This window comes from Gemmatimonas sp., assembly GCF_041689975.1.
GTDB lineage: Bacteria > Gemmatimonadota > Gemmatimonadetes > Gemmatimonadales > Gemmatimonadaceae > Gemmatimonas.
This window is the reverse complement of the sequence record NZ_JBDNFF010000170.1, coordinates 22,390-28,806: the sequence shown is the minus strand read 5'-3', so window position 1 is coordinate 28,806 and position 6,417 is coordinate 22,390. Positions and strand designations below refer to the sequence as shown.

The following is a 6,417-nucleotide window of genomic DNA, read 5'->3' as shown; positions in this document are numbered from 1 at the left end:
TTGTAGCGCCAAAGTTCGGCTCGCCCTGGCTTACGCGGAGGCGCTGCATTTGGCGATACCTGAAAACGCACAACGCCAGGAAAACGGGGATGCAGCCGACCTGGCTCAACGGGCTCTGGTCGAGCGGGAGGCGGTTCCGCTCACCGGCGCGGCGATTCCATTGGACGATCGTGGGCAGGAAGTCCTTGGCCACGTGGAACGGCGCCAGCTGGACGTCAACGACCTCGTCGCCGAGGTGGTGGGAACACTGGGGAGCCATATTCCGCCCGCCGTGTCGCTCTCGATTGTGCTGTCGCACGCGGGCCCGATCATCGACGGCGACGCAGCACAACTTCGCCAAGTCCTCCGCAGTCTCGTGTCGCACGCCGTCGCGTCGATCGGCGACGGACACGGACGCGTTGAGCTCTCCGTGTCGCGCGACACGTTCGACGCGACGGCGCTGGCCGACTGCCTGCTCGGCGCGGCGCGGGAGCCGGGGCCCTTCGCCGTGATCAGTGTGCGCGACACAGGTGTCGGCGTGAGCGCCGATGTCCAGGAACGACTGTTCGACCCGTTCTTCTCCACCAAGGCGTCCGGGGGCGGTCCCGTTCTGGCGGCCACGCTCGGCATTGTCGACGGCCACGACGGGGCCATCTGGGTGTCGTCGCAAGAGAATCACGGGACCACCGTCAGCGTGCTGCTTCCAGTTGTCCGAGGGCGCACGCCGGTTCAAGATATGCCGGCCATCGACGCGCTTGCGCGCGCGGAGTCCGGGGTGATTCTGCTGATCGACGACGACACGGGCGCGCGTACCGCGGCCCGACGCATTCTAACGCGTGTCGGCTATACGGTGGTCGAGGCGGCGAATGGACGGGAGGGCCTCGATCACTACGATCGGATGCCCGAGCTGCCGCGCGGCCTTGTCCTTGACGTCGCCATGCCGATCATGGGTGGCGCGGAGTGTCTGCTCGAACTGCGCGCGCGCGGTTGCAGCGCACCGGTGCTCTTCATCAGTGGCTACGACGCCGAAGACGTGGCCGGCAGGCATGTGCGCCGTGGCGAGGCCCGGTTCCTTCAGAAGCCGTACAGTGCGCGGGAATTGCTCGACGCCCTGCGCGATACCCTCGCGTTCTCGATGTGAACGTGGCACACGGCGGGGGCGATCGCGTCTCGATCCTGATGAGACCCGACCCTGCAACCAATCGGCGGCGCCGGGTATTATTCCGGATGACTGTTGCTACACTCACTGACGGTGCGTTTCCCGCCGAGGTGCTCGATCACTCGGGACTCGTCGTGGTGGATATCTGGGCCGAATGGTGTTCGCCCTGCCGGGCGCTCGGTCCGATCTTCGAGATGCTTGCTGAACGCTACCTTGATCGGGTTCGTATCGGGAAGCTCGATGCTGATGCGAATCCGGAGACCGTGACTCGGTACGATGTCCGCGCGCTCCCGACCGTCCTCATCTTTCAGAGCGGCGTGCTGGTGGAACGGCTCAGTGGGGCCCGCGCGCTCGGTACATATGTCGACGCCATCGAGACGCAACTGGCCCGTGGTGAGGCCGGCGTGGTCGCCGTGCCATCGGTGGAGCGCACCATGCCCGCGCTTCCGCTGGCCAACGCCGACAGCGACGCCATCCGGGAAGCACGAGCATTGCTTGCCAACGGTGAGGCCATGCTGGTGTTCAAGCACAGCAACAGCTGTCCCGTGTCGTTCACGGCCAAGCGGCAATACGATCAGTTTCTGGACGCGAATCCAGACGTGCACACGCGGCTCGTGATCGTACAGCAGGAACGCGATCTGTCGAACGCATTGGAAACGGTGAGCCGACTGCGCCATCAGTCGCCGCAAGCGCTCATCGTGCGCGACGGACGTGTGCTGTGGGATGCGTCGCATGGCGGCATCACCAAGCCGCGTCTCGAAGAGGCCTTCGCGACACTCCGGCGCCCGGCCTGACGCGCCAATTCCCTCGCTGAGCAGGTCGCGCAGCCAAATGGCTGCATTGCCGAGAAAGGCCGTGCGTCCGTACACTGCAGGTGCGCGATCCCTGCGCGCATCTACATCTTTGTCGGTCGAGTGAACGATCACCTCGAATTCGTCTTCATGATGGGAGTCGGATCCATGCCTCGGAGCAGTGTTTGGTGATCACGCACGCAGAAGGCGAGACGGCGCTTGTGGTCGCCTCGCAGCGATTTTCCGAACGACTGCGGCGACTGTCCGACATCATCGTCGCTTTGAATGTCGCCGGAAACGTCGGCGATGTAGTGCTCAGGCTCGGCGACGAATTGCTGCCGCTCTGTACCGCCGATCGGGTCGACGTCGACGTGCTACACGGAGAGCGCCGCACCCAGCACCACGTCACTTGTGATCAATCGCGTGATGCATCGCGCGATGCTGCGGCAGGACACGATGTTGCCGAGAGTGGCACGCATGCCCCGTTACGCATCACCCTGGCGCGACGTGATGGTAGCAAGCTCGGCGATCTCGTGCTGTCTCGGGTCGCGGCGCCGTTCACCTCCGATGAAATCTCGATGACAGTGCAGGTGGCACAGGTTGCCTCCCTGACCATTGAGAATCTCGATCTCAAAGACGCGCTGCGTGAAGCCGATCAGCGTAAGGACCGCTTTCTCGCGACGCTGGCGCATGAGCTGCGTAATCCACTCATGCCGATCGTGAATGCGGTGGCGATGCTTGATCGAGTGGCCGAGTCGCACAGTGGCGTCGCACGCGCCAAGGAAACGATCGATCGGCAATCGAGTCAATTGGTTCGCTTGATAGACGACCTCATGGATGTCGGTCGCGTGACGCAGGACCGTCTCGAGCTGCGTCGTGAAGTCGTACTGCTTCGCGACGTGTTCGAACTCGCGTTCGAGTCCGTGCGTCCGATGCTGATCGAACGGAATCTGCATCTCACCGTCAACATGCCCGGCGATCCAATCGGACTGTATGTCGATCCGGCGAGACTGGCTCAAGCGCTCACGAACATTCTCAGTAACGCCGTCAAGTACACCGATCCGAACGGCCTGATCAAAGTGGATGTGCACAACATCACCGACGCCGTGCGCATCGAGGTGTCGGACACGGGCATCGGCATTCCGGCCGATCAGCTCGAGCAAGTGTTCGAAATGTTCACGCGGGTCTATGATCATGGGAGCCGCATGCCGGCGGGCCTCGGGATCGGACTCGCGCTCGCGCGCCGTCTGGTTGAGCTGCACGGCGGGTCCATGACCGCCCACAGTGCTGGTGTGGGGCAGGGCAGCACGTTCCGTCTCACGCTGCCGCGCGTCGTGGGTTCCGACCCGACGCATGCGCAGCTCCTGCAAGTGAAGGCCGGCCGATCCACGTCGTCGGCGGCAACTCCCGCAACCCCGTTACCGATGTCCACGCCCCGGTTCGCGCCACTCGTTGCTGGTCGACGCGTGTTGGTGGTTGACGACAATATCGACGCGGCGGATAGCCTTGCGTTGCTGCTCGAGCGCGAGGGACATCACGTGTCTGTCGCGTACGACGGAGAGCACGCGGTGCGCGTCTACGCTGAGCAGCACCCTGAGGCGGTCGTCATGGATATCGGATTGCCGCTGCTGGATGGGTATGAGGCGGCGCGCGCAATGCGGTTGGCGCAGGGCGCGCATCCGCTGCTGCTCATCGCCCTGACCGGATGGGGGCAGCGCGATGACCGTAAGCGGTCGCAGGAGGCGGGGTTCGATCATCATCTCGTCAAGCCGATCTCGCCGCGGACCATTCACGAGCTGCTGGTCGAGCATACCCGCCTCGCGCCGCCCGCCCCGACGCGCTAGACATTAGGGACGCTATTCCATCGCTCCCCGGTCCCTCTGCCGATGTTTCAGGTTCTTGTCGCTCGCTCGTTCTTTCGCTTCCGCTTTCGTGCTGGTCGCGCGGTCGCGCTCGCGATAGTGTCATTGCTCGTCACCGCACCGGTCCTGCAGGCACAGGTGGTCGCGCCAAAATCGTCTGCTTCCGCGTCGATCGCCAAGGCGCCCCCGCGCGCGATTCGGCGCGATGTGCCGATCACGAACAGTATCCGTCGTGCCTACGCGGCGGGCACGCGTGATTCCACAGGACGACCGGGGCGCAACTACTGGCAGCTGCGGACCGATTACGCGATCGACGTGTCGCTTGATCCGGCCACGTCGCGACTGACCGGCAAGGCGCGCATCACGGTGCATAACAGCAGCCCCGATCAACTGCGCGACATCGGCCTCCGCCTCGATCCCAACCACTTCCTCGGCAACGCACCGCATGCCGCGCCGTGGGTTCCGGCTGAGGTGACCGACGGGATGGTCATCTCGCGCATGACGATCGACGGGAAACCGGTCAATCTCGCGTCCAACGCAGCCCCCACCGGTGACGGCGGTTCGGGAGCACGCGCCATCGTGGCCGCGCAACAGAGCGCCGCCAACGCCCCCACCGGCGAAGCGGTGCTGCGCAACGGACGTTCCACTGCCGCCAGTGTCCGGCTCGGCACGCCGATCGCCGCCGGTGCGAGCGCCGTTCTCGACATCGAATGGTCGCATAAGCTGCCAGGTGGTCCCGGCACAGGCCACCGCATGGTGCAGCGATGGGCAGACACGCTGTATCAGCCCACGCAGTGGTTCCCGCGGGTCGCGGTGTACGACGACCTGCGCGGCTGGGACAATGAGCTGTATGTCGGTCCGTCGGAGTTCTATAACACTTTCGGCACGTTCGACGTGAACATCGACGTGCCCGCCGGTTGGATCGTAAGCGGCACCGGTGTGTTGCAGAATCCCGCGCAGGTGCTCACCGCCGCTGCGCGCGAGCGGCTCGCGAAGGTCACCCAATCCGACGCCGTCACCACGATCGTCGGTCCCGATGAAATCGGTCCGGGCCAGTCCACCGCAATGGGGAACGCCAATGGCCGGTTGGTGTGGCGCTTTCACGCGGATACGGTGAACGATTTCGCCTGGGCGACGGCCAGGAAGTACGTCTGGCAGGCCACGCGGGCGACGATTCCCGGCAAGGGCGCGATCCCGGTACATATGCTGTTCCTGCCCGGACGCGCCAATCTGTTTGCGAAGGCCGGTGAAATCAGCCGCCACGCACTCGAATTCTATTCGAAGCTTTGGTTTCCGTATCAGTTCCCGCAGCTCACGCTACAGGACGGTCCCAGTTCGGGCATGGAATACCCGATGGTGATCAACTCCAATCAGGGGGCGGCCGACCACGAAGCGGGGCATCAGTGGTGGCCCATGGTGGTCAGCAACAACGAGACGTGGTACGGCTGGATGGATGAGGGTTTCAATCAGTACATGAACATCCTCTCCGATGCCGACGCGGCCTCGAAGGCGCCGGTGTTCGACGGACTCGGCCAGAGCTACGGGCGCACCAGCGGCGCCGAAGCGGAACCGCCGATGATGTGGAACGCGAATTACGCGGGGCCAGGCTACTACGGATTCACCACGTATCAGAAGACGCCGCTCATGCTTTCGGCGCTCGGTGGTATCGTCGGCGATACTGCCGTGCAGCGCGCGCATCGCGAATGGGCGCAGGTGTGGATGTTCAAACATCCGTCACCGTGGGACTACATGTTCTTCATGAATACGGCCTTGGGGCGTGATCTCGGTTGGTTCTGGAACAGCTGGCTCTTTACGACCGAAAGCGTCGATGCCCGCCTCGCCAGCGTGAAGACCCAGGGCATCCGGACCACCGTGACCGTCGCGCAGGACGGCAACATGCCGTCGCCGATCGTGCTCGAAGTGAAATTCGCCGCGAAGGGACCGGCGATCCGACTCATGAAGAATGCCGTGATGACCGACAGCATCACCGCACTGGTCACCTGGCCGGTGGACGTGTGGTTTGCCGGCAGCCGCAGCTACACGGCTGATCTGGTGTTCGGTGGGCGAAAGATCGAACGGATTACACTCGATCCGTCGCGCCGCTTCCCCGACCGCAATCCGGCGGACAACCAGTGGTTGGCCGCCGCGCCAACCGTGACGCCGGCGAGATAGCGCACGCCCGAGCAGGGGCAACGGCCAACAGCAACAACAACGGCAACAGCAACAACAACGGCAACAGCAACAACAACGGCAACAGCAACGGCAACAGCAACGGCAACAGCAACGGCAACAGCAACGGCTGGAACACGGAAACGGCGGATTACACGGAACAACACCGATAAGATGAACCGCGCTGTTTTGTTTATCAGTGCTTTTCCCGTGTAATCCGTGGTCTCCGTGTGCCGGCTGTTGCTGTTCGCTATTGCTGTTCGCTATTGCTGTTCGCTTTTGCTTTTACGGTAACAGATAGAACGCTCGCGTTGCTCTACTTTTGCGAAATGTTGTAGCGGAGAGAAGTTGAATCGTATTTTTTGAGGTGCCTAGGGGAGTATTACAGACTCAAGTATCTCAGCACTTGACTTACGTCGGTGTGCGTTGCTAACATGGACCGACAATCGACTTCGTG

At 63.3% G+C, this 6,417-nt stretch carries 5 protein-coding genes; all 5 read left to right on the top strand.

What is annotated here, in order from left to right; genetic code table 11:
• Positions 1-1,120 (top strand): response regulator (locus tag ACESNG_RS10965; protein WP_373059044.1); only part of this gene is annotated, 1,120 nt, incomplete at its 5' end.
• Positions 1,121-1,206: 86 nt separating this feature from the next.
• Positions 1,207-1,932: a bacillithiol system redox-active protein YtxJ gene (gene ytxJ / locus ACESNG_RS10960; RefSeq protein WP_373068964.1), complete on the top strand. Its 726-nt coding sequence runs from the start codon at positions 1,207-1,209 to the stop codon at positions 1,930-1,932.
• A gap of 185 nt (positions 1,933-2,117) precedes the next feature.
• Positions 2,118-3,773, top strand: a complete 1,656-nt coding sequence (locus ACESNG_RS10955; RefSeq protein ID WP_373059040.1) for an ATP-binding protein — start codon at positions 2,118-2,120, stop codon at positions 3,771-3,773.
• A 42-nt stretch (positions 3,774-3,815) separates the two neighbouring features.
• A complete protein-coding gene (locus tag ACESNG_RS10950) occupies positions 3,816-5,963 on the top strand; it encodes a M1 family metallopeptidase (RefSeq protein WP_373068962.1) in 2,148 nt (715 codons plus the stop codon).
• Positions 5,924-6,133: a hypothetical protein gene (locus ACESNG_RS10945; RefSeq protein ID WP_373068960.1), complete on the top strand. Its 210-nt coding sequence runs from the start codon at positions 5,924-5,926 to the stop codon at positions 6,131-6,133. The genes ACESNG_RS10950 and ACESNG_RS10945 overlap by 40 nt, the downstream gene beginning before the upstream one ends.
• Positions 6,134-6,417 lie beyond the last annotated feature (284 nt).